Below are 21,164 nucleotides of genomic sequence, written 5' to 3'. Positions count from 1 at the left end.
AGTATCAAACTTTTTGTTTTTCATTAATACCCTCCTCTATGAATCTGTCCCTTGAACCAATTAAAATTGAATTGAAATTATTTAAATCGACCTAAATTTTTTTATAAATATTTGTCTTATTTTAAACGGTTTTATTATCATTATAGCAAGGCTACTTCAAAAATTAAAGTTTCGAAATAAATTAATTTATTTTAATTAAGGTGCCCACTGATATAAAAAGGTAATATCACTTTGTCGTATTCAAGAATTGTTACTATATTCGATTACCTGTTTATAATTTAATTACCAGGATCGTCTTCATTCTATCCTCCAACGTTTTATCGTAAACAGGTCTACTTAAACCTATAATAAATGATAACTTTAAAATAAGAATTCCCCTCATCCAAATACGGGTGAAGGGATCCATCATTCTATATTCTTATTTTTAGTTAAAATTTATCATGGAGTTTAAGGATATCTAGCAACATTTCATCCCTATATTTTAATAAGGATTCCCGATCATTTCCAATTTCTTTTGGTCTGTTTTTAAGCGATTCTGCGACCATTTTCGGAATTTTCTCCTTGGCTTCTTCGGGAATTTCAGTCCATGTAGCAAGGTCTTCTAACCAGCTTTCTAACGATGGACCGATATGTTTGAGGACAGCTTCAATTCCACCTTCTCCTCCGCCTAGTTCAAAGACAAGACCCGGTCCCATAATTCCCCAACGAATGCCTGGTCCAAAGGTAACTGCCTTATCAGCATCTTCCATCGATACTGCACCGTCTAAGACCATTGAGATAAGCTCTCTAAAAACAGCCGCTTGAATTCTGTTAGAAACAAAACCTTTTAATTCTTTATTCAATACAATCGGTTCTTTATTAGAAGACTTAAAGATTTCTTTAGCCACTTCAATCGCCTGATCACTCGATTTTTCGCCTTTAGCCAATTCAATTAGCGGAATCAAGTGCGGGGGATTATAAGGGTGTGCTCCGATAATTCGATCGGGTTTTTCAGCAAATTTAGCGATTTCTGAAATAAGCAAGCCAGAGGTTGAAGAACCCATTACTGCTTTTTCTGGTGCATATTTTTCAAAGTCTTTAATAAATCCTTGTTTTATTTCATAATCTTCAGGTAAACACTCTTGAACATAATTAACATCTGCTAGCGCTTCTTCTAAGTTTCCTGTATAAGAGATTCTGCTTAAAATTGTATCTCTTTCTTCTGATGTAAAAACATTTTGAGTAACTAGGGTATTTAAAGCATTATCAATATATTTTTTTACTTTTTCTTCTTCTTCTTCCCATTTGTTATAAGAAACTACATTATATCCTCCAATAGCAAAAACAATGGGGAAAGAACTACCTATCACACCACCAGCAATAACGGTAATCTTTTTATCCATATAAAACGCTCCTTTAAATACAAAAACCAACCCTATAACTGATTTCATTAACTAGTTATAAACAAGACTATGTTCCATATCGTTTTAACGAACAACCCCATTGAATGTCATTAGTTATCTCCTATACTTTTCTTGAAGCCCCCTTCCTAAACCAATTCATTAAAGCAACGAACTTTCTATCCATGCACATTCAATTTATTGGTCTTCGTTAACAAATTTATCTTAGAATAAAAATAGAACTTTTTCAAGAATTCTGAATTCGTTGTTTTTTAATATCATACCATTTAAAACACCCAGTCTTTTAAGGGTGATTTGAAAGCATTTTTACTGTCAATTACAATCCATATAAACTATCTTTATTTTTAATGACCATTTAAATTATAAGGAGGCACTCTGTTGAAGATCAAAAAGGTTAAAAAAATCTATTGTATCCATTTTTCCTTCTTATTCATCCACTTGTATCCTACTTCAAGAGAACATTAACATACTCATCGTTTTTCGACTATGTGATAGGTAGTGGAGTAATTTTTTAACTATTATATGGACCCACAATGGCTAATTGTTGACCTGGCTTGATTTTTAGAGTCACTCCGTTAATGATCGAATAATCTTTGTAACTAAAGTGGACATCTTCTAATTCGATCGAACCTGATAAATATGTCTTGTCTTTTAGATGATCTTCTGTTTTTTGTTCCAAAATATGAACAATTTTGCTTAGAGAACCTTTCATTCTTGAATAATCTGAAATCTGTTCGAAAAATGCCCCGATTAGGTTTAATAATTGAAGTTTTTAACTAATTAATGGAATTCTTATTTCATCCGTTTTTTATTTTTTAATTAGGTTAAAAAGACGATATTGCTATCTCTTTAGCTTTGTCTGTGAATTTGTTTATTCTACAAATAGGGATTTGTTAAAGAATTTTATCTCTCTCCTAAATTAAACATTATTTTCTAAAAATGGTTGAACCAGATCCATCCACTCTAGAGGAAGATATGCCGATAGGTAGCCATGACTATACCTTTGGCTTCATATAGAGTACAATTAGGATGCATTTTTCGAAATAGCTTCGCTGATTCCTTGACACAGCGCATTTCTTTTTCACCATAAATATATAAAACCTGTGCTTTACTATCTATAATAGACCTTTTTAGCTTATATCCTCCCATATATGTTTGGTACATTGTGATTAATGTTTTCATGGGAAGTCTTGGCATATCTACCATATAATAGTTTTCTAGTTCTGCTGGGTAAGCCATATTTGGATACATTTTTTTCATTAAACTAAGTTGAACTTTACTAGCTAATTTACTAAACATAAGTTTACCAAAAAGTTTTACAATTATCGTACTAACTCTTGCTAATTTTGGCTGAGGAATGCAAAGACTTCCATCTATGATTGCTTTCTGTGCTATTTCATTGTCTAATGATAATAACTCCATAACAATTTGCCCACCCAAAGAAACACCACCTACAGCATACAATTCTCCATCACAATTATTTCTTATATAATCCATAATTTGCTGTGAAGAATTTTCAGTCGAGATATAATCTTTCTGATATTCTTCTCCATGACCATCAAGTGTTGGTAAAATGACATGGTAGTTTTCGGATAACATACGCGCTTGGCGAAGATAATTCCACCAAGAATTACCTCCACCATGCACCAATAATATATGTGGACACTTTCGATCGCCAAATTCATGAAATTTCATATTTCAGTACCCTCTTTACTTCTATTTTGTAGGAAGTATATCATTTAGATTTTAAACTAAATCTTAATAAATTAGTAGAAACTTTCACCTTATTTTCTCCTTCTACCGTTTTAATTAATATAATTTTATAAGTGTGTCAGCCAATCGATAGAATATAAAATTCCTTCTTGTATTAGCCAAGTAAACACAAAAGTAGAAACAGCTTTTGTTGGGATAAAAATTAAAATAAACTTTTTAAAAGACAAAGAAGTCAGCCCAGCAATCATACATAGAATATCATCAGGCGCGGCTGGTAAGAAGAATAATGTTCCTAATATCCAAGCAAAACGATTAACATTTGATGTCCAAGCCATATATCTCTTATAACACTTTTCCGAAATAAAGCAGAGTATAAAAAATTTTCCGTACTTACGTGCCAGAAAGAAAGCAATAATCGATCCAATGGTAATCCCTATATAATTATAAATAAAACCAATTAAAGTTCCAAAGACAAAATTTCCTGCTACTGAAGTCATCCCACCTGGTATGATGGGAATAACTACTTGAAAAATTTGTACTCCAATGAAGAAGAGCGGCCCCCAAAAACCTAATTGACGGAGGTGAACGGTAAACATTCCACCTTTATTTTCAGGCTTAAAATACGTGCCACAAGAAATAAAATAAATAATAATCATTGAAAGAATTAAACCGACAAGGGTTATTATCTGAACTATTTTCCGATACTTTTTTACCCGTGAGCGTAAATCTAACTCTAGCATAAATAATAAACCCCATTTCATCTATAATTATTATATGATCCAACTGATTACTTAAACCTAGTATAGAGTCCTAATGTGATAAGAAAGTGATAATGTTTGTATTCGCTTAAATTATTTAGGGAGATTTGAATTTAATTAAAAGACTTAAAATTAATTAAAATAGGTTAATTTCTCAATTTCTACGGAAAACTTTTCTTCTTTAAACCTTTATTATTCCAGTTTTTTTACCCTCTTCTTAGACAAAATAAAAGATGTGCTAGAAAACCATGCGGATGTCTAGCACATCTTTATAATGTTAAACTTAGATCGTTCTAATTAAATCAATAATGGGTCTATCTAAAATTCTTTTTAATGAGAGGTAATAGATAAGTATATTAATTAGATAGATAACCAAAGAAAATCCTAAAAATAGTAAATAGTAATAGTTATTAATCAGAACCCCCAGACTTAGAGTGGAGGATAACAATGAAATACTAATCATAACGCCAAGCGTCACAAAAATTGAAAGCATAAACGATTTTATTTGTTCGAAGAAAAATTCCTTTAGATAGAGTTTTTTTAATTCTTTTGAATCCATTCCACAAGAATAAAGCATGCCAATTTCTTTTTTCCTATTCATTAAACTCATATTAATGGATGAATAGCCATTGGTTAAATTTAAGATAAATATAATCAAACCTATCGCCACAATAATTTTTATTAAGGAGTTTAGACTTTGAACTCGATTTTTTTTGACTTCTTCTCCTGAGATTATCTCGTATTGGTCATCATAAGCTACCTGCTGATTAATCTTCGCTTCAATATAATGCTTCACATCATTCACTTCTGCTTCAGCGACATTTATTTTTAATTTATAGGGATAGCGAGCGACTTCCGAATTAGCATCCTCCATCAAGCGATGATAATTAGCAAAATCAGTATAAAGCTTAACTTGAAAGGGTAGCGTCCGCGACTCATACATACCAGGATCATTAATGGTAGTAGCGATTTTAATTTTTGACCGATAGTTTTCACCAATGAATATATCCATTTTTTCAACATTTTTGAAATAAGGGATTTTTTTTGCCTTGGCAATTGGTGTTTGAGGATCCTCTTGAACCCGATTGTCTAAAATGAATTGCCCCTTCTCTCCTCCCATCTTTTTTAAATCTTTTTCTTCTAAAGCAATCAAGAAGCCTTCAAGATAATCTGAGTCCATTTTTTCTAGTTCTTGTTTTAGTTTTTTGCCTAAACCAACTTCCTCTGCCTGGTTGGATAAGGCTAAATTATTTTCAATAGATAAGTACTTCGCTTTCGAAATATACCCTTTATTATGCGGTATTTCTTTTAAGATATCTTTTAAGACTACAGGAATTTCATTATCTTTACTATAATAATCAACGATAATATTATACCCTTCATCAAAGTAGCCAAAATTAGTATAATAACGCGAAATTGACACAACCAAAAGGAATAAAGAAATGATTATAATACCTATAGCTGAAATATATGTCTGCGATTTTATACTTGCTAGGTTATTCAATCTTAGCTCTTGCCAAAGATTATCAGCTTTTTTTTTACTTGTTTTACCCAAGCTAATATTACCCTTTATTCCGTCAATAATACTGATTTGAGTGATTTTTCTTGTTGGAGTTATGACTGCAAATAAGACCACTGAAAAAGTAATCAATAAGATGACCAGACTTAAAAGAGGATTAATTTGGATTAATTCTATTTTTGTCACTTCTTGTGCTTTTTGAATATTAATAAATAAATCAGATAAGATTGCAAATCCCAGGAAATGCCCAATTAAAATTGGGATGATAGATAGCCAAATAGCTTCCTTCACTAACAGCTTATATATTTGTAAATTGGTAGTTCCAATCGACTTATACACTGAAAGCTCTTTTATTTTTCTAAGTCCCCATACCCAGAATATATTTTTGATGAAAAAGATAAATAGAGCTAAACAGACAATTAAGGAAAAAATGATCATAGCTTTTGACATAAATTGTTGTATCGGATCATTTTCAACCCCGAAATATGCAATCAGTCTTTCATTAAACTCTAAATCTAGAGTGCGATCTAATGTTTGACTCATTTGTTCTTGTAGAGTCTCTCTATTTTTATAAGCCTCTTCAAAAGAATCAAATTTAATTGAAGCTTGCAGTGGTTGATCACTAATGGCATAGGTCAATGCATGGGTAATTTTACTATATTTATTATAGACATCTTCATAAACACCTACGATTTCATACTCTTTAGTATTTATTACATTAAATGTTTCTTCATTAGTTACCGTACTTAACGGACCTACTTCTTTTTGATTAACCACTCGACTACCCAGTTTAATTGATAGTCTATTCCCTAATTTAAGCTGATGCTTATCAATAAAGGATTTGGAAAGGACTATTTGTGAATCATTTTCAGGAAAGTGTCCTTCAATCATCTCTGAATAGCTTCGCATTTGATTGATTGATTCATCTTGATAATTGATAGCTAAAATATCCTTTTCATATAAGCCTGAATCTGGTTGAACTGATGTTCCACCAGCTAATTTTACTGTTTCTATCGATTGAAGTTGCTTAATTTCTTGACTGTTTAATTCTTGTTTAATCACAGCATCGGCGTAATTCTGAGCCATAGTAGACTTATAATGAATTAAGAGATTGTTGTAGCCATAATAGATGACCACCGAAAAAAATAGACTCACAATAAACAGCGAAATAAAAATAGGGAAATTTCTTTTATTCATTGCGCTCATCCCCCTCAATTTTACCATCGACAACTGTAATCACTCTATTGGTTTGAAGAGCGATTTCCTCATCATGGGTAATGACTATGATCGTTTGTTTTAAACTTTTGTTAAAGAATTTTAAAATATCGATAATCTCTTGCGAATTTTTACGGTCTAAATTACCTGTTGGTTCATCTGCAAGTATAATCGAAGGTTTATAAATTAAGCTTCTAGCAATAGCCACTCTTTGTTGCTGGCCACCTGAGAGCTCACTAGGGAAACTGTCTAACTTATTTTCAATCCCCAATTTTTGAACTATATCCTTAAACCCCCCCTTGTCAATTGCTTTTCCGTCTAATTTTAAGGGGAGTTCTATATTATGTCTGACTGAAATATTGGGTATGAGATTATAAAACTGATAGATTAAACCAACTTTTCTCCGTCTGAACAAGGCTAATTCTTTCGCGCTGTAATTAGCGATATCATTTCCCTCTATATAAACTTTGCCCTCACTTGGAAAATCGACGCCACCCACAATATGGAGTAAAGTAGACTTGCCTGAACCACTAGGACCAACTATCGCCACAAATTCTCCTTTGTCAATGGTTAGATTGACCCCTTTTAAAGCTTGAACAAGATTATCTCCATTTCCGTATTCTTTTTTCAAGTTTTCTACTTTTAAGATCTCCATAATAGCCTCCTATTAGTTAGTAAATTAATAATAGTCTGGCAATGTGATAATTAGGTGACATTATAGAATTTAATTTCAAATTTTGCCCCATTCTCAACATTTGAGACATTTATTTCTCCTTTATTCTTTTCAACGATACTCTTAGCCATGGCCAATCCAATTCCAAACCCATTGGAATCAGGGGTCTTATAAAATCTTCTAAAGATTTTTTTCAAGTTCTCTCTAGCTATCCCACCGCCATTATCTTGAATAGTAAGCGAGGTAAATAAAGGATTTCTCCTTGAATCAATCTTTATATGATTACATAGGGGACGATTATAGGCATTTTTTAAAATATTCGTCACGGCTTCAGCCAGCCAGTAAAAATCACCCTCTATAAAGAGAGTTTCGAGAGAATCACTCACTTCAAAATGAACATTCCTTCTAAAATCAACTGTTTCTGAAGCATATTCCACTAATTCTGCTAAATTTATGGTCTCTTTTTTCATGGGGTCTTCTTTTGCATCAAGACTCGAAAGCTTTAATAAAATATCTGAAAGTGTATTCAGTCTTAACAATTGTCTTTTTAAAATTAAAAGTTCCGACTTACTGGCTTCTTGGACTTCTATGGTTTCCAAAGAAAACTGCATACTTGTTATAGGTGTTTTAATTTGATGGGCAATATCTTCAAGGTATTCTATCTGCCTTTGAGCGTTATCGACAGTCTGTTCCCGAGCTTCCACCAAAGCAATAAATAATTTGTATAGACCATCTTCTAACATCGAAAAATCATCTTGCTTCATAGGCATGGTATAATTTTTTTTGTTCATATTTTCGATTAATTGAAGCAATTCATTGATTCTTTGCTTCTTTCTATATTCAAGCCAATAATATAAGCCTAGTAGACTGAAAATCCAAAGTATATATATCATTTAATCCATCCTATATCCTATGCCTCTAATTGTAGTAATTACATCCTTATCAAGCTTTTCTCTGATTCTCTTAATGGTCGATGTCAATGTATTGTCATTAACGTATTTATCCCTATCCTCCCAAAACATTTGCATCAGATGACTTCTTGTATAAACCCTATGTGGATTTTTCAAAAACAATAGAAGAATCTCGTATTCAAGCGCTGTTAGATTAACGGACTGGTGATGATAATGAACTTGCGATCTTGTAAGGTCAATTTCAATGTCTTTGTATGCTAAAGTTTTATTTTCCGTCAAAGGAATCGTTCTTAAAACGGCATCCAGTCTTGCCCGAAGTATCGCTAAAGAAAAAGGCTTAATCAAGTAATCATCCGCCCCACTATCTAGCGATCGTATAATAAAATCCTCATCATTCTTCACACTTGTAATAATGACACGAATATCTTTAACTTTTAACTGTTCAATTAAATGATGCCCCTCTTTGTCTGGTAAGTTGATATCTAATAAAGCAACATCATAAGTAATATTTATTTTTTCTAAAGCTTCATAATAGGAATGAGCGATGTCTGCAAGATAATCATGGCTCAGTATATAATTTTGAATTTGATTTGCTATTTCTATATTGTCTTCAATAATCAAGACTTTATTCACTGCTAAATCCCCCCATCTTTTCATAAATAATTATACAAATTATAAATCATAAAGACACCCTATCTTTTTAGAATGAAATAACCCTCAAAAATTAGATTTGGATCTAACTTTTGAGGGAATTATAAGATAGAAATCCTTTCAATTCTCAACATAATCTGCTCCTTCAGTTATTTAAGTATATCTTTAGTAAAATTATAGAAGTAACTAACTTTTTGAATATTTGTATGAAGTGTGTTCAACTCTAATTAAATCGAAGGTTTAATATCATTTATAAAAAATCTCCAATCGTAATCGTATATAGAGGAAGTAGGTACAATTTATCAATTAAATATATTATGATCTTCTTATAATAACTGCATTCCTAATTACAAATAATCGTGGAAAAGAAGATATTAATAGAAATTCTTACGACAGTGAAACACAATTCCTTTTTAAAATAAATTAAAATCAGGAGGTTGATGACAAAGACCCACGTATCTCGACAAAAATAACGTCCTGCGGTTGCTTCCCTGGCATTTTAGCTGAACGGTACAATGCAAGGAATCAATAGTATCAACACAATCGATTGCTCATCAAAAATGCGTGGATATGATGAGCTAAGAGATGAAATACTGGTCTAACAATTACCATTTTATGGTATAGGTTGTACAATTAATTTGACTCTATCTATGGTAACTCATAGACAAAGAATTAACATTAAAACAATTACTAGATAAAATAATAACTTTAGGAAAGGAATTACTAAATATGGTTGAGTTAACTTATGGAATATTAGAATATACTAAAGCATATAATATTGAAGATTCTAGTAAAATTTATCGCATTATAGAAAGATAGGACAATTCCTTTATCCTTATCAATCAATTTGGAGAAATCTTTATAGCAGACAACAACGATTCAAATGAAGAATATGATGTTGACGATTATATTCGAATTGCTGTAAAAGAAAAAAGGTATATTTAAAAAAATTATGCAAAAGGTCTTCTTAAATAAATAGAGCTATTAGCTCTATCAAAAAAACTTTTCTTATAACTCTGATGAACAATTACTCGTTGCAAACGTTGATAAAATTTTCCCTTTAATTTCTGCAGATCAAAAATTTACTCTCTCTTAAGTTGAGAGATATTTATTAACTTTTAATTGTATGGCAGAAGATATTAGATTAACCCTTTCAAAAAAAAGATTTTATTGAAAAATCTAAAACGATTAAATCTTAACTATTAGAAAAATTCCCCAATATCAAGATTTATGAATCTTCTGTTTTTATAAATAATAAGATAAATGTCATTTTCATTTTTTATTTTTTATTTTCTTCAGATAAAACTGTCGTATCTAATTCATTATGACCTGTCAGTCTACATAAAGCATTGATCTGTCTTTGCATCTTTTTTGTTGTTTTTTGTTATCTGATAAATCTAATATTCCTAAAATCAGACTTACATAAAATAAGCCTACTAATATATATGGAAAAGCTATACATTACCTCCAAAATAAATTATTTATATGAATTTTATAATAAGAATTTTAATTTTCAATTAGAATTTGTATCATATGAGTAATCGTTAAAAAGGCAGTAATTCCGATTGGTTAAAAAAAGCTTGATCTGAATTTATTTTTACAGAGATATCGTAATTAAGATAATTATCTTGCTTAAAATTATCGATAACTTCTTTTTCGAATATAGACATTGATGATTTTGATAACAAAAATAGGAGGGTAATTCCTTCCTAGACTTTTTTAAGTTTGACTTATAGAAGTGAGAAAAAATCAACTTTAAATGATCCATAAATTAGTAAAGCTAAACAATCGAGAAATCCCTAACCAAAAAAATTTTAAATACTAACATCGCAAATGATAAATTCGAAAGTATAAATTCATTTCTCTATTTCTTGATTAATGGCAATATTTCATCATTCAGCTAAGTCAGTCACTCATTTTAGATTTTTAACTATTAAATCGGATTACCTGTTTATAGGATCATACAAACGTTTTTTTAGATCATCACTAGCAAGACCTAACTGATCTAATTCAATATATATTGCCATACAAAATGAACGAAATGCCGACCATTGGTAATATTCTTTATTATTTCTTCGCGGAAAATTTTCTCGATTAATCCACACTTTGAATTTATCCTCGTGTAAAATGTTATGAACAAATAATTCTTTAATAATATAGACTAGACGGTCCTCTTCATCATCTACCGGTTTTATTTCTATCTTTCTAAAGTAGTTCATAATCGCTTTCCAGATAGCTTCCAGATTCGTTTTATTAAATAAGGGGTGTTTAACGATTGCAACCATTAAATCTGCAGCATGTGCAAAGGTGTGAACCCACCCAAAACAATCAGCATATCCCGAAAAATCCAACTCTTTGTAAAAGTAAGTCAAGGTATCATTTTCAATTTTTTTAAACGCTTCTTTGTCTAAAAGTTTATAGTATATTGAGCCTTTTTCATTGTCGTATGTAACAATTAAGGAGAGAAGTAATAAGGAAAAAGAGCGTTTTAAAGTAGCTTCCCCTTTTTTATCAATTTCAAATAAAATAAAATCTTTCTCTAACAATTGGTCAATCATATACCTAACTTGATCTATTGAAAATAATTCTTTTGCCATTCCTCTGACAAAAGTCCTATAGATTAATTTATCTCTAATTTCTGAGTTAGGATGACCTCTATTATTAATTAACCATTTTATTTCATCCAAATTATAGTTTTGTGAATTAAACTTCATCTTCTCTAATAACTGTTCTTGCATTACTGATCTCCTTTTATAAGCTATACTCCTTATATTTTGTAGAGGTAAAGTTTAAATCAATTAGATTTTATAAAGACACACTAAATTTTTAGAAGGAAACAATCTCAATTCTCAAAACTTATGTATTCTACCCCAGGTAAATGTAACTCTTTAACTCGTCTTCCCATTTTATAAATAAATAACTTCATCAAATAGATTTAAGTAATCAGGATTCGTATTATGACTGACTAATATGATTGTTTTATCTAATTGCACTAATTTTTTAGTGAGATCGATTTCGAGTTCAGAATTCATCGCGGAAAATGGTTCATCCATTAATAAAATAGGCATTTGAGAAAGTATAGCTCTTTGCAATTTGATCATTTGTTTCTGTCCACCGCTAAGTTGACTACAATTATCACTCTTTAAAATTTTATTTTTGTGCTTTTCAGGTAAACTAATTTCTTCTTTTATTGTAAAACTATCAAATAGTGTGACATTATTAGCATAATTATCCGAAAAAACATTAGAAAACTGACTATTATAAAAAATAATTTCTCTTAATTGACGATAAGACAATTCTCTATTATCAATCAATATTTTTCCGTCCAAAGGTTGGAGATTACCAAATAGTATATTGAGTCAAGTGGACTTTCCTTTTCCACTCTCTCCAACTATTAAATACTTCATGTCTTTTTTTAATTTCATGTCTTAAAAAAAGCGAATGGATTCATTCATTTCCAATCACCATGTGTTTTATTATGTTTTTACCTTGCTTATCAAGTAGGGCTTCTTATCCTATCCATCTTTCCTTTCTGATTTTTGGTACAAAAAAGACGATAGATTTTAATTTCTATCGTCCTTTTACGATAATTACCCTACTTGAGTTTATATGTTTTTATCTATCAACTTTTGATTTGCTGCTAATAACTCTTCATAATAATCATTATATGCTGGACTAAACTTTCTCATCAAAGGAATAGCTTTTTCATAATAACCTGAATCTTGCATATGCTTCTTCATTTTTTCTTGAATACGATATATTGGGTTATTTAGATAAACACTACTTTCCTTAAAAGACTGATATCTTTCTAACATTTCTTTTTTTTCCTCTAACCATTCGTCTGGATTATAAATAGCCTTTGTTTTTTCCTCATTTACCTCTTCAATGTCTGTTAGTGAAATGGTTTTTGATGCTTGGTCTATTGCTATCTTCTCATCTTCATCTAACTCAAAGTCAGGCATAGTATCTAAAAATTCAATATAGTCTTCATAATATTTTATCTTATCCTCTTTCAACGTATCTGTTAAAAAAGCTTTGTATGATAAAAAGAAAATTTGACCAATATATCCTGGAAATACTCTTACTAACTTAGAATAAATCGATTCCTGTTGATCGATTAAAATCAATTGTTCTTTTAAAGTGTTTATATCTAATCCCTCAAGGAGTAGTTTCAATATTTCAACTCTTTTATTATCTAATTGTGATTTTATTTCTCTATCTCGAATGATAGTGGCTAACATTGACTTATTGGGTTCTTGTAAAATACCTTCAATTTCCTCTATTGAGCAACCTTATTTTCGATAAATAGATATTTTCTTCAGAATATCAACCTCTTCATCAGTGTAAATCCTGTAATTATTCGACTCTCTTTCTGGACTAATAAATCCTTTTTCTTCATAATATTCTATGGCTTTACGTATTAGACCTGTTTTTTCTCTCACTTCATTCATCAACATAGTACATACCTCCTTTTAAATCAAATATATCAGCCCCCCTAAGGGACAGGTCAAGAGATATTTAATAATTTGAAATAAGAGATCTGTAGTTTCTTTAATTAGAAGTTCTGATAGTTTTTTCAGTCCTTATTCTTTTATTATTAGAAATAAAATAGTGATGCAATGATCGATACTTTGAATAAAAAGAGGTTATTTTCTCTTGTTCTTTTTCAAAAAGCTGGTTATCAAATCTTTTAAAAATAAAGTACCATAAAGTTCACTATCTAACCCCATGGTGCCTTATTTTAATGGATTAACTTCGCATCCCCTGATAGGATCCTCTTCTTTCAAGCTCATGATCAATAGCGTTTAAGACCTCCCACTTCTTCAGTGACCATTGAGGTCCAATCAATCGCTCACGCGGTGCATCGCCGGTTAATCGGTGAATAATAATATCCTGAGGGACATACTCCAATTGGTCACAGATTAATTGCACATATTCCTCCTGTGTCATAAATCTTAACCGCCCCGTCTGATAATCTTGGACCATTTTAGTGCCTTCCATCAAATACAAGAGATGAAGCTTTAAGCCTTGAATATCTGATTCTTTTACTACTCGTTTCAAACTCTCCATCATCATGGCGTAGTCTTCACCAGGCAAACCATTAATTAAATGGGTACACACAGGAATATGATGTTTTCTCAACTTGGCAACACCATCTAAGTAGCATTGGTAATCGTGTCCCCTATTTATATGGACGCTGGTCTGGTCATGAACAGTTTGCAGTCCTAATTCTACCCACATATAATACTTTTGATTCAATTCTGCCAAGTATTCAACCACATCATCAGGCAAGCAATCTGGACGCGTCGCTATCATTATGCCTACCACACCCTCTTCATGAATGACTTGTTCAAACCGCGCTTTTAAAACATGTAGGGGAGCATGCGTATTGGTAAAGTTTTGAAAATAAGCGATGTATTTTTGAACTTTAGGCCATTTTTTGTGCATTTGCTGGATCCCTTTTCCTAATTGAATAGGTAGCGGATCCAACCGACTTTGAGCAAAGTCGCCCGAACCAGATTCCGAACAAAAAGTACAACCGCCAAAGGCAACTGTACCATCACGATTAGGACAAGTAAAGCCACCGTCCAGTGAGACTTTAAAGACCTTTTCGCCAAAATGATCCTTTAAATGCTTATTCCACGTTTGATAACGTTTATTATTTCCATTCATCTTTTTCATTCCTAACTTTTCATTTAAAAAAGACTGTCATGATGAATTCATGATCAGTCTAAGTATTTTATTTCGATTTGACATAAGTAATTCCGTTAGCTGCAGGCCCTCTGGACTGACCAACCACTCCGACCAGGACAATAATTGTCACTAAGTAAGGTGCAATCTGTAAGTAAACAGATGGAATACTCTCAATATAAGGAATACGTGACCCTAAAACTGCTAGGGATTGGGCAAAGCCGAAGAAAATAGCCGCTCCCATTGCGCCAAGCGGATTATATTTACCGAAAATCATGGCCGCCATCGCCATAAACCCTTGCCCGGCAACCGTCGAAAGTGAGAAGTTCAAGGTAATGGTATTCGCTAGAACACCCCCACCTAAACCACCAAAAAAGCCTGAAAGTAAAACACCGGCATACTTCATGCCATAAACATTGACACCTAGTGTGTCCGCTGCTTGAGGGTGTTCGCCGACTGAGCGTAACCTTAAGCCAAAAGGTGTTTTGAATAAAACGAACCAAGCGATACCCGCTAGTAAAATACCAGCATAAGCGGGGGCTGAAGTAGCTTTAAAGAAAATCGGTCCAATAAAAGGAATATCCGATAAAATGGGGAAAGTCGCATAACCAAAGGACTCTCTAATGGAAGGTGTTTCACCTTTACCATCAAATAATACTCTAACTAGAAAGACACCCAAAGCTGGCGCGATCAAGTTGATAACGGTTCCTGAAATGATATGGTCAGATCTTAAATGGACAGTGGCCAATGCATGGATAGCTGAAAGGAGGATACCTGCCAGACCTCCTGCTATCAAGGCCAACCAAGGGGTCAGATCGCCAAATTGATCCGCAAAATTTAAGTTAAAAACAACTGAAGCTAAGGCACCAATAACCATGATTCCTTCTAGCCCCACGTTAACAACCCCAGAACGTTCTGAAAAAACACCACCAATGGCTGTAAAAATTAGAGGAGCTGAATAAACAAGGGTTGAAGAAACGATAAGTGTTAGCAGATTAACTGACATTAGACTTCGCCTCCTTCTGAATTAGCTTTAGTGGCTATACTTTGTTTTTGTGGGAATAATTTATCTTTAAAATAAGTAATAATAAAGTTCGCTCCAATAAAGAAAATAATTATCCCCATGACAATATCTACGATTTCGGAAGGAATTTTAGCAAATAGCGCCATGGTCGATGCCCCTGTTTCTAAAGCACCAAAGAGAATAGCTGAGAAGATAATACCGATTGGATTATTAATTCCTAGTAAAGCGACAGCCATTCCGTTAAAACCAATAGCCGGTGCCACACCATTTTGAAGGTTAATGAATCCAAATTCACCCAAGCCATTCATTACGCCCCCTAAACCAGCTAAGGCACCAGAGATGAGCATGGCAAGCACAATGTTTTTCTTGTCAGACATTCCGGCATATTTAGAAGCATAACGGTTGAGACCCACTGAGGTTAATTCAAAACCAGTCGTCGTGCGTGACATTAAGATGCCAATGATTACCGCAGCAATCACTGCTAGGAAAATCCCACCATGTAGGGTGGAGTTTTTAGTTAATTGACTGAGCCATTCCATTCTTAGGCTGGCATTTTGACCAATTGAAGGCGTTCTATCTGCTCGATCGGTTAAGACATAGCGAATTAAATAATCGACAAAATAAATAGAGATATAATTTAACATGATGGTTACGATGACTTCGCTGGTGCCAAAATAGGCTTTTAAAACGCCGGCGATAGCTGCCCACAAGGCTCCGGCTAATGCTCCGGCGATAATAGCCAAAGGAATGACTAGCCAAGCAGGTGATTCGGGCATCATCAAGGCCACCCCTACGGATACAAACCAACCCCATAGGGCTTGACCCGAAAGACCAATATTAAACGATCCAGCCGTATAAGCCACCGCAAAACCCAGTCCAGTAAAAATTAAAGGAGCTGCTGCTCGGAAGGTTTGACCGATGGAAAACGGATTACCAAAAGCTCCTGTAATTAAAAATTTGTAACCTGTCACTGGATCATATCCAAAGGCCAACATTAAAAGGGCTCCAAAAACCAAACCAATAATGACCGAGGCTACGGAAGTAAATATTTTAGTTAATCTTGACATTAGTTACCTTCACTCCCTTCTTTCTTATTACGATTAGCCATTACTTCTTCAAAAGGCGTCCCGGCCATTAATAAACCTAATTCTTCTTCATTAGTTTCAGCAGCCGGGATATCGGCTACAATCTTACCATCAAACATAACTAATATACGGTCAGATAAGTTCATTATTTCATCCAACTCAAAACTCATTAGCAGAACTGCCTTGTTTTTATCCCGTTCATTGATTAATGCTTGGTGAACAAATTCAATAGCCCCTACATCCAACCCACGTGTAGGATTCGCTGCAATTAAAATATCGGGATGCATCTCCAATTCACGCGCAATAATCGCTTTTTGTTGATTTCCTCCTGAAAGCGAACGGGCATTGACCTTTTCGGAGACCGTTCGGACATCATATTTTTTAATTAGTTCTTTTGCCCGCTTTTCTATTTCTTTAAAGTTCAAGAAATTAGACTTTGAAAAGGGCGAATGATAATAATCTTTCAATACAATATTGTCTTCTAATTTTCGATCGAGAATTAAACCGTATTTGTGACGGTCTTCAGGAATATGAGCCAGACCTTTTTGCGCAATTTGACGGGTTGTATAGTGGGTAATATTCTCACCATTTAAGTAAATCTCACCTGAGTTAGGTGGGATTAAACCAGTGATGGACAGAACTAATTCAGATTGCCCATTACCATCTATCCCTGCAATCCCAACAATTTCACCGTGTTTCACTTCAAATGAGAGCTTGTCTACAGCTACGATGCCTCGATGATCTTCAATATGGATATTTTGAACTGACAAAGCTACATCGGTCGGGTGTGCTAATTTCTTTTCGGTTTTAAAGTTAACGTTTCTTCCTACCATCATATTCGCTAAATCCACCGTTGAAGTTTCAGCCACATCAACGGTTTGAATTGACTCTCCTCGGCGAATAACAGTACAACGGTCAGCCACTTGCTTAATCTCTTTTAACTTGTGCGTAATAATAATTATAGACTTGCCTTCATTAGACAATTTATGCATTGTTTCCATTAGCTCGTCTATTTCTTGCGGCGTTAAAGAAGCCGTCGGCTCATCAAAAATTAAAATATCTGCACCACGGTAAAGGGTCTTTAGAATTTCCACTCGTTGTTGCATACCCACTGAAATATCTTCAATCTTAGCATCAGGGTCTACTGACAAACCATATTTTTTAGAAAGCTCAACAATTTTTTCGCGTGCTTGAGCCTTATCCACCACCAGTCCCTTGGTCGGTTCTTCACCTAGAATAATGTTTTCAACTACGGTGAAGGCTTGAATCAACATAAAATGCTGGTGCACCATGCCGATTCCTAACTCGACTGCTCTTTTTGGAGATCCGATTGTCACAGCCTTACCGTTCATATAAATCTGACCGGAGCTAGGTTCTAGTAAACCGGATAAGATATTCATTAAAGTTGATTTGCCTGCCCCGTTCTCACCAAGTAAGGCATGAATTTCTCCTTTTTTAAGTTCTAAATTAATCTTTTTATTTGCAAAAAAATCGCCAAACTTCTTGGAAATATCTCGCATTTCGATAACAGCATGATCCATGTTAATCGAAACTCCTTTCTCCATTGCTAATGTTCATAGTCCCTCATATTATATCGGATAATAGCATAAATTTCAGTAACAAATTTATTTTAATAGACCATGTTTTTTTAAAACTATTTTAATCATCCTTGGTCTAAAAATTAATCTTCATTTGATTCAATTAAGACTTGCCTTGGCTTACTCCCATCTTGTGCGGAAACTAAACCTTGTGCTTCTAGGTCATCAATCATACGGGCTGCACGATTATAACCAATTCTAAATTTGCGTTGGAGTTGTGAAATAGAGATAGTATCCTGTTCCTTAATCAACTCCACTGCTTCAAGATAATATTCATCATCAGAGGCTTCTGAGTTTAAGACACTCTCTTCACTGACGACAATATTTTCATCATAATTGGCTTGTCTTTGTTGCTTGATGAAGTCAGTAATGCGCTCTACCTCTTCATCAGATATATAAGCTCCTTGAACTCGGATCGGTTTATTCTTGCCCATGGGTTGGAAGAGCATGTCACCACGACCCAGTAATTTCTCAGCACCGACCGAATCTAGAATTGTGCGTGAATCTGTTCCAGAAGAAACAGCAAAGGCTAAACGAGAAGGAATATTGGCCTTAATAATTCCAGTAATAACATCAACCGAAGGTCTTTGCGTCGCTATAATCATATGGATACCGGCTGCCCTCGCCATTTGAGCTAAACGGATAATGGCATTTTCAACATCATTAGAGGCCACCATCATGAGGTCTGCTAACTCATCAATGATAACGACTATCTTCGGTAATTTCTCGTAGCCAGTTCCTTCTTCTTTGTTCCAACTCTCCACTTGTTCGTTATAGCCATCAATATTTCTCACCCCGCTTGTAGCAAATAGTTCATAGCGTCTTTCCATTTCTTCCACCACATTATTTAAAGCTCTAGCTGCCTTGCGTGGATTGGTAACCACCGGTGATAACTGGTGGGGTAAGTCGTTGTAGAGGGTTAATTCGACCTTTTTCGGGTCAATCATTAAAAATTTAATGTCTTCAGGTTTTGCCTTCATTAAAATAGAACAAATAATTACATTCACACCAACCGACTTACCTGAACCTGTTGCTCCAGCAATTAATAAATGGGGCATCTTGGTTAAGTCAGCCAGACAAACTGAACCTGAAATATCTCGTCCTAAAGGCACTTCTAAGAGTTTATCAGATTCCAAGCCCGCATCGACAATTTCACTAAAGGCGACTGGGCTGACTTGGGTATTTGGAACTTCAATTCCTATTAGCGATTTGCCGGGTATAGGGGCTTCCATTCGAATATCACGTGCTGCTAGTGCCAAAGCAATGTCATCAGATAAGGACACAATCTTACTTACCTTAACTCCCACAGCAGGTTCAATTTCATATTTAGTGACTGAAGGACCCAAATTGGCCTTCACTATCTTGGCATCGACCCCAAAACTTTCAAAAGTCAATTCTAATTTTTTTATATTGTCATTAATACGTTGATATTCTTCCGACTGGTCGACTACTGGTAATTTTTTTAGTAGCTTTTTCCCAGGGAACTGATAGGTTTTAGATTTCTTTTGTTTGGTTTTGGTTTGCTTTTGTAGTTCTTCCTTACTTAAAACCTGATCTAAGTCATCGTCAGTTAGAGCTTGCCTTTGATTACTAGCGTCTTGCCAATGACTAGCAGTAGCTAAGACATCTGCTTTATTAGGCGTTTGTTTAGAAAGTGCCTCATCAGCCATTTCGTCTTGTGCTATGGCTGTTTCAATTTCTTCTAGGCTTTCTACTTCCTTCGTTGGTAAAGGATTCAGCTGCTCTTTTGTCATTGAATCAATCGATTGACTATCAGCTTGAGAATGCGCTATTTCTTGATCGTGCATCTGATCAAAGAAGTCTAAATCCAAGACACGTCCTTCTTCTTGGGATAAACGTTTGGAGTTTAAAGATTTTTGCTGACAATCTTCTTGACGATAAGGCTTAAATTCATATTCTGTGGTGGGGTTAAAAGCGGGTTGGTCTTCTCTTTCGAAGGTTGGCATATAAGCTGTTCGATTGTTAAATGAAACATCCTTTGGAGGAAGACTTTGTGTTTCTTCTGTTTTCATAAAGAAGGAATAGAAACGACTAAATAGTGTTGTAAATACATTTTGCTTTTCTTGCTTTGATTCATTAAGTTCGTTGCCTTCAATATTCATAACCTCATCAGGATTTTCTTCCAATGGACTAGCAGCGATGATGCTTCGTTCATCGTTAAGATCATCACCTTTATCTTGGTAAACCTCTTTAAGTTCTGAAAAATCAGGAAAAAGTTCTTTAAAAAGATTAGTCATTTGGCTAAATAATTGCTGAATGGCTTGCCAACCGGTAATTAAAGGGCGATCTAAAAGAAAAATTAAGCCGATAAAGAAACTAACAAAGAAGAAGAGATAAGATCCCCATTTACCAAATAAATATCCGATACTGACATAAAGACCTGCTCCGACCAATCCACCCCCTAAGCTAGAAATACTTTGTTGAGATAATAATTCCTTACGGTAGATTCGAAATGCATGCTCAAACGCCGACTGCTGAGTATTATTTTGTAAGTAATCGTAATACTCAATAAAGTGTAAAGACCCTGCTAATGCGATTATAATTAAAAAACCACCTAAGAGTGGTCTCAAAGGTACATTAATTACTCTTCCTTTTAGCATCATCATGGAGCCTAAGAATAAACTGGTATATAAGAGAAGTCCGTAACTTTCACCTACCATTAAACGAAAACCATTAGTTAGCATTAAACCCATAATGCCCCAATTGAAAATAGCGACTAAACTTAAGAAAGTAATTAATATACCTAAAAATAAGTAGATTGATTGGTACTTCATTTGATTGGGTGATTGACTCTGACGCTTGGATTGTTTTTTCTTTTGAGCCATTCACATCACATCCTTTCAGAACTCTCGTGCATGGGTTATTATATCATTTATGATAAATGATATCGAACAAATTATCGTAT

At 33.7% G+C, this 21,164-nt stretch carries 16 protein-coding genes and 1 pseudogene; all 17 read right to left on the bottom strand.

Features of this window, described 5'->3' with window-relative positions:
• Positions 1-428 precede the first annotated feature (428 nt).
• A complete protein-coding gene (locus ACQV2S_RS01905) occupies positions 429-1,382 on the bottom strand; it encodes a 3-hydroxyacyl-CoA dehydrogenase family protein (RefSeq protein ID WP_428884930.1) in 954 nt (317 codons plus the stop codon).
• A 529-nt stretch (positions 1,383-1,911) separates the two neighbouring features.
• Positions 1,912-2,079 (bottom strand): hypothetical protein, encoded by a 168-nt coding sequence (locus ACQV2S_RS01900; RefSeq protein WP_428884929.1) that lies wholly within the window; start codon positions 2,077-2,079, stop codon positions 1,912-1,914.
• 240 nt (positions 2,080-2,319) lie between these two features.
• A pseudogene (locus ACQV2S_RS01895) lies at positions 2,320-3,095 on the bottom strand (alpha/beta fold hydrolase).
• A 125-nt stretch (positions 3,096-3,220) separates the two neighbouring features.
• A complete protein-coding gene (locus tag ACQV2S_RS01890) occupies positions 3,221-3,853 on the bottom strand; it encodes a TVP38/TMEM64 family protein (RefSeq protein WP_428875818.1) in 633 nt (210 codons plus the stop codon).
• 301 nt (positions 3,854-4,154) lie between these two features.
• Entirely contained in the window at positions 4,155-6,587 is a 2,433-nt protein-coding gene (locus tag ACQV2S_RS01885) for an FtsX-like permease family protein (protein WP_428875817.1), read from the bottom strand.
• Positions 6,580-7,260, bottom strand: a complete 681-nt coding sequence (locus ACQV2S_RS01880; RefSeq protein ID WP_090288724.1) for an ABC transporter ATP-binding protein — start codon at positions 7,258-7,260, stop codon at positions 6,580-6,582. Before ACQV2S_RS01880 ends, ACQV2S_RS01885 begins: the two co-directional genes overlap by 8 nt.
• Positions 7,261-7,310: 50 nt before the next feature.
• Positions 7,311-8,171: a sensor histidine kinase gene (locus tag ACQV2S_RS01875; protein ID WP_428875816.1), complete on the bottom strand. Its 861-nt coding sequence runs from the start codon at positions 8,169-8,171 to the stop codon at positions 7,311-7,313.
• Positions 8,172-8,822, bottom strand: coding sequence for a response regulator transcription factor (locus ACQV2S_RS01870; RefSeq protein ID WP_428874698.1), 651 nt, complete (start codon positions 8,820-8,822; stop codon positions 8,172-8,174).
• Positions 8,823-10,783: 1,961 nt separating this feature from the next.
• On the bottom strand, positions 10,784-11,578 hold the full coding sequence (locus ACQV2S_RS01865; protein ID WP_428884928.1) for a DUF2785 domain-containing protein: 795 nt from the start codon (positions 11,576-11,578) through the stop codon (positions 10,784-10,786).
• Positions 11,579-11,746: 168 nt separating this feature from the next.
• Entirely contained in the window at positions 11,747-12,193 is a 447-nt protein-coding gene (locus ACQV2S_RS01860) for an ATP-binding cassette domain-containing protein (protein ID WP_428873837.1), read from the bottom strand.
• 252 nt (positions 12,194-12,445) lie between these two features.
• Positions 12,446-13,081 (bottom strand): hypothetical protein, encoded by a 636-nt coding sequence (locus tag ACQV2S_RS01855; RefSeq protein WP_428884927.1) that lies wholly within the window; start codon positions 13,079-13,081, stop codon positions 12,446-12,448.
• 51 nt (positions 13,082-13,132) lie between these two features.
• Complete coding sequence (locus ACQV2S_RS01850) at positions 13,133-13,297, bottom strand: MerR family transcriptional regulator (protein WP_428884926.1); 165 nt, start codon at positions 13,295-13,297, stop codon at positions 13,133-13,135.
• A 292-nt stretch (positions 13,298-13,589) separates the two neighbouring features.
• Positions 13,590-14,522 carry a TIGR01212 family radical SAM protein gene (locus ACQV2S_RS01845; protein ID WP_428884925.1) on the bottom strand — a complete coding sequence of 311 codons (933 nt, stop codon included), beginning with the start codon at positions 14,520-14,522 and terminating at the stop codon, positions 13,590-13,592.
• Between the two features lie 58 nt (positions 14,523-14,580).
• Positions 14,581-15,537 carry an ABC transporter permease gene (locus ACQV2S_RS01840; protein ID WP_428873775.1) on the bottom strand — a complete coding sequence of 319 codons (957 nt, stop codon included), beginning with the start codon at positions 15,535-15,537 and terminating at the stop codon, positions 14,581-14,583.
• Positions 15,537-16,622, bottom strand: coding sequence for an ABC transporter permease (locus tag ACQV2S_RS01835; RefSeq protein WP_428873777.1), 1,086 nt, complete (start codon positions 16,620-16,622; stop codon positions 15,537-15,539). The genes ACQV2S_RS01840 and ACQV2S_RS01835 overlap by 1 nt, the downstream gene beginning before the upstream one ends.
• Positions 16,622-18,181 carry an ABC transporter ATP-binding protein gene (locus tag ACQV2S_RS01830; protein WP_428881727.1) on the bottom strand — a complete coding sequence of 520 codons (1,560 nt, stop codon included), beginning with the start codon at positions 18,179-18,181 and terminating at the stop codon, positions 16,622-16,624. Before ACQV2S_RS01830 ends, ACQV2S_RS01835 begins: the two co-directional genes overlap by 1 nt.
• Before the next feature lie 140 nt (positions 18,182-18,321).
• A complete protein-coding gene (locus tag ACQV2S_RS01825) occupies positions 18,322-21,084 on the bottom strand; it encodes a DNA translocase FtsK (protein ID WP_428884924.1) in 2,763 nt (920 codons plus the stop codon).
• Between the last annotated feature and the right edge of the window lie 80 nt (positions 21,085-21,164).

This window comes from Facklamia sp. P13064 (assembly GCF_050409425.1).
GTDB lineage: Bacteria > Bacillota > Bacilli > Lactobacillales > Aerococcaceae > Facklamia.
The sequence above is the reverse complement of the archived record's forward strand: the minus strand, read 5'-3'. Positions and strand labels throughout refer to the sequence as shown.

What these genes read in the sequence shown, in the direction of transcription:
- ACQV2S_RS01905 (WP_428884930.1), bottom strand. Translation starts at nt 1,382, where the DNA reads ATGGATAAAAAGATTACCGTTATTGCTGGTGGTGTGATAGGTAGTTCT.
- ACQV2S_RS01835 (WP_428873777.1), bottom strand. Translation starts at nt 16,622, where the DNA reads ATGTCAAGATTAACTAAAATATTTACTTCCGTAGCCTCGGTCATTATT.
- ACQV2S_RS01830 (WP_428881727.1), bottom strand. Translation starts at nt 18,181, where the DNA reads ATGGATCATGCTGTTATCGAAATGCGAGATATTTCCAAGAAGTTTGGC.
- ACQV2S_RS01825 (WP_428884924.1), bottom strand. Translation starts at nt 21,084, where the DNA reads ATGGCTCAAAAGAAAAAACAATCCAAGCGTCAGAGTCAATCACCCAAT.
- ACQV2S_RS01845 (WP_428884925.1), bottom strand. Translation starts at nt 14,522, where the DNA reads ATGAAAAAGATGAATGGAAATAATAAACGTTATCAAACGTGGAATAAG.
- ACQV2S_RS01875 (WP_428875816.1), bottom strand. Translation starts at nt 8,171, where the DNA reads ATGATATATATACTTTGGATTTTCAGTCTACTAGGCTTATATTATTGG.
- ACQV2S_RS01850 (WP_428884926.1), bottom strand. Translation starts at nt 13,297, where the DNA reads ATGTTGATGAATGAAGTGAGAGAAAAAACAGGTCTAATACGTAAAGCC.
- ACQV2S_RS01885 (WP_428875817.1), bottom strand. Translation starts at nt 6,587, where the DNA reads ATGAATAAAAGAAATTTCCCTATTTTTATTTCGCTGTTTATTGTGAGT.
- ACQV2S_RS01855 (WP_428884927.1), bottom strand. Translation starts at nt 13,081, where the DNA reads ATGTTAGCCACTATCATTCGAGATAGAGAAATAAAATCACAATTAGAT.
- ACQV2S_RS01865 (WP_428884928.1), bottom strand. Translation starts at nt 11,578, where the DNA reads ATGCAAGAACAGTTATTAGAGAAGATGAAGTTTAATTCACAAAACTAT.
- ACQV2S_RS01840 (WP_428873775.1), bottom strand. Translation starts at nt 15,537, where the DNA reads ATGTCAGTTAATCTGCTAACACTTATCGTTTCTTCAACCCTTGTTTAT.
- ACQV2S_RS01880 (WP_090288724.1), bottom strand. Translation starts at nt 7,260, where the DNA reads ATGGAGATCTTAAAAGTAGAAAACTTGAAAAAAGAATACGGAAATGGA.
- ACQV2S_RS01890 (WP_428875818.1), bottom strand. Translation starts at nt 3,853, where the DNA reads ATGCTAGAGTTAGATTTACGCTCACGGGTAAAAAAGTATCGGAAAATA.